The organism is Kitasatospora sp. NPDC004531 (assembly GCF_053602195.1).
The window spans coordinates 1-2,900 of the sequence record NZ_JBSGDD010000194.1 but is presented as its reverse complement, the minus strand read 5'-3'; the positions used below and the strand labels follow the sequence as shown (position 1 = coordinate 2,900).

Annotated in this window: 3 protein-coding genes; 2 read left to right on the top strand and 1 reads right to left on the bottom strand. The window is 74.3% G+C overall.

Annotated elements, in window-relative coordinates; genetic code table 11:
* Positions 1-50 precede the first annotated feature (50 nt).
* Positions 51-338, bottom strand: coding sequence for a hypothetical protein (locus ACWEMJ_RS33990; protein ID WP_452141003.1), 288 nt, complete (start codon positions 336-338; stop codon positions 51-53).
* A gap of 228 nt (positions 339-566) precedes the next feature.
* On the opposite strand from ACWEMJ_RS33990, the gene ACWEMJ_RS33985 reads away from it, so the two are divergent.
* Positions 567-1,709 (top strand): right-handed parallel beta-helix repeat-containing protein, encoded by a 1,143-nt coding sequence (locus tag ACWEMJ_RS33985; RefSeq protein WP_452141002.1) that lies wholly within the window; start codon positions 567-569, stop codon positions 1,707-1,709.
* A gap of 44 nt (positions 1,710-1,753) precedes the next feature.
* On the top strand, positions 1,754-2,857 hold the full coding sequence (locus tag ACWEMJ_RS33980) for a methyltransferase (protein WP_452141001.1): 1,104 nt from the start codon (positions 1,754-1,756) through the stop codon (positions 2,855-2,857).
* Positions 2,858-2,900: the final 43 nt, after the last annotated feature.

The window sequence follows — 2,900 nt, the reverse complement described above, 5'->3', positions numbered from 1 at the left end:
CCCGTCGCTCGGCCGAGGTCGAGCGGCGGGCACAGCGCGCTGAGGGGCACTCAGTTGACCGATCGAAGGATGACGTCGTCGTAGTCCCAGGCGGGGTCGTCGTCGGCGAGCCGGCTCGCGGTCTCCGGTTCGGTCTCGGGGCCGACCTCGGCGGCGGCCCGGTGGGCGGCGAGTTCCTCGTCGATCCGGTACTCCTCGCTGCGCTGCCGCTCGGTGCGGTAGTGGTCGGCGGCGTGCGGTTCGGCGGGGAACAGCTCGGTGCGGCCGACGCCGGTGGGGCGCAGGTCGTCGGAGGCGGGATCGGTCTGTTCGGCGATTCGTCCACTTTGCATGTTCATGGGTCCATAGTGGTTCGGCCGACCTGGGCGGGCCCGGTGCCCGGCCGTAGGTCCCCCCGTTCGGGTGTAGCCGCGGTGACGTCCTCCCGGCCACCCGGTCGGCGGGCGCGGGCAACCCTTGCGACCGAACCCGGCTGGCCTCGGCCGGGAGGCGACCGTAGCTTCGAGGCGGCGGACGCGCGCCAAGGCCGTCCGCGACCGCGACCCCCTGGAAGCCGGCTTCCCCAGATGACTTCTCTCTTCGCCCCGGTGCGCCCGCGCACCCGCCTCGCCGCCGTTCTGCTCGTCTCCGCCGCCGCCGTGCCGGCCCTGCTGGGGGCGACCCCGGTGCCCGGTCCGCTCGCCGGCGTGGCACGTCCGGTGTTCGACGCCGCCGCCCGCCCGCGGGTGCACCACCTCCCGCCGGGGGCCTCCGTGCAGGCCGCGGTGGACGCGGCGCGCCCGGGTGACGTGGTGGAGCTGGGCGCGGGCGACTACCCGGGCAGCGTCACCCTCTCCACCGACGGGGTGACGCTGCGCGGGCAGGGCAACCGGTCCGTGCTGGTGCCCGACCCGGCGGACGGCAGCGCGTGCGCGCGGGCCGGCAACGGGGTGTGCGTGACGGGGGTGGCCGACGACCGCGGGGAGCCGGTGCGGCCGGTGTCGGGCGCGGTGGTGGAGCGGCTGGCGGTGGCGGGCTTCGCGAAGAGCGGGATCGCCGCCGCCGTCACCGACCGGCTGGCGGTCCGCCAGGTGGCGTCCCACGGCAACGGCCTCCAGGGCATCAGCGTGGAGATGTCGACCCGGACGGTGCTGGTCGACAACGAGGCGCGGGACAACGGCCAGGCGGGGATCTTCGTCGCCAACTGGTTCGACCGCAAGGGCGGTGCGCTGGAGACCCGGGGCACCGAGGTGACGGGGAACCGGCTGACCGACAATCGGATCGGTCTGCAGCTGCGCCGGGTCCGCGACCTGAAGGCGACCGCCAACCTGGTGTCCGGCAACTGCGGCGGCATCTTCGTGGTCGGCGACGACGGGGTGCCGCGGGCCGGCTCGCTGACCGTCAGCGACAACGTGGTGCGCGCCAACAACCGCTACTGCGCGCCCAATCCGCGCCTGGACGCGGTGCAGGGCAGCGGCATCCTGCTGACCGGCACCGAGGACGTGGCGGTCTCCGACAACCTGGTCGCCGACCACTCCGGCAACTCGCCGATGTCGGGCGGCATCGTGCTGTACCCGAGCGTGGTGGGCGCGCCGAACGCCCGCGCCCGAATCACCGGCAACAGGCTGTCCGACAATCTGCCCGCCGATCTCGCCGACCTCGACCAGGGCACCGGCGACGCCTTCACGAACAACTCCTGCCGCACCTCCCAGCCCGCCGGCCACTGCTGACCGGCCATCCAGCCCTCCAGCTCCGACGAAAGGCCGCCGCGTCCATGACCTCCGCCCCGACCCGCCCCGTCCCGCCGTCCTCCCCCGCCACCGGAACGCCCGCAACGACCCCCGCGACGACGCCCGCCGCCGAGCCCGCCGACGTGCCGCCCGCGATGGTGCTGCGCGAGCTGGCCTTCGGCGCCGCCTGCGCGGGTGCGGTGCGCGCCGCCGCCAGCCTGAAGCTGGCCGACGCGCTGGACGAACACCCCGCCACCGCCGAGGAGTTGGCGACCCGGCTGGACGTCGCGCCGGCCCCGCTGGAGCGCCTGCTGCGGGCCCTGGCCTGCTACGGGGTGTTCGCCGCCGCGGGCGACGGCCGCTACCGCCACACCCCGCTGTCGCGCCTGCTGCGCACCGACGAGCCGGGCAGCCTGCGCGACATCGCGCTGTGGTGCACCGAGCCGTGGACCTGGCAGTCCTGGTCCCGACTGGACGAGGCGGTGCGCACCGGGCGCAGCGTGTTCGCCGACGCCTTCGGCAAGGAGTTCTTCCACTACCTGCACGACGACGCCCCGGAGTCGGCGGCACTGTTCAACCGGGCGATGACGCAGTCGAGCCGGCAGTCCGCGCAGGACCTGGCCGAGTTCCTGGATCTGACGGACGTCTCCACGGCGGCCGACATCGGCGGCGGGCAGGGTCTGGTGCTGGCGGCGCTGATGGAGCGCCATCCGGGTCTGCACGGCACGCTGCTGGATCTGCCGAAGGTGGTCGAGCACGCCGATCCGCGGCTGCTGCCGGGCGGTGCGCTGGCGGACCGGGCGCGGCTGGTGCCGGGCGACTGCCGGGTGGCGATCCCGGTGCAGGCCGAGCTGTACCTGGTGAAGAACATCCTGGAGTGGGACGACGAGTCGACCCGCCGCACGCTGCGCAACCTGCGTCAGGTGGCCCGTCCGGGGGCCCGGGTGGTGATCGTGGAGAACCTGGTGGACGACTCGCCGTCGATGCGCTTCACCACCGCGATGGATCTGCTGCTGCTGCTCAATGTCGGCGGCGCCAAGCACACCCTGGGCAGTCTGACCACGCTGATCGAGGAGTCCGGGCTGCTGCTGCGTGCCGTCGCCCCGGTGAACGCGTATCTGCACGCCTTCACCTGCGCCGTACCCTGAGCCCCCCGCCGCACGACGAGGGCCGTCCGGATCGGACGGCCCT

Excerpts from the sequence above, each read along its gene's own strand:
- ACWEMJ_RS33990 (WP_452141003.1), bottom strand. The coding sequence starts at position 338 with ATGAACATGCAAAGTGGACGAATCGCCGAACAGACCGATCCCGCCTCC.
- ACWEMJ_RS33985 (WP_452141002.1), top strand. The coding sequence starts at position 567 with ATGACTTCTCTCTTCGCCCCGGTGCGCCCGCGCACCCGCCTCGCCGCC.
- ACWEMJ_RS33980 (WP_452141001.1), top strand. The coding sequence starts at position 1,754 with ATGACCTCCGCCCCGACCCGCCCCGTCCCGCCGTCCTCCCCCGCCACC.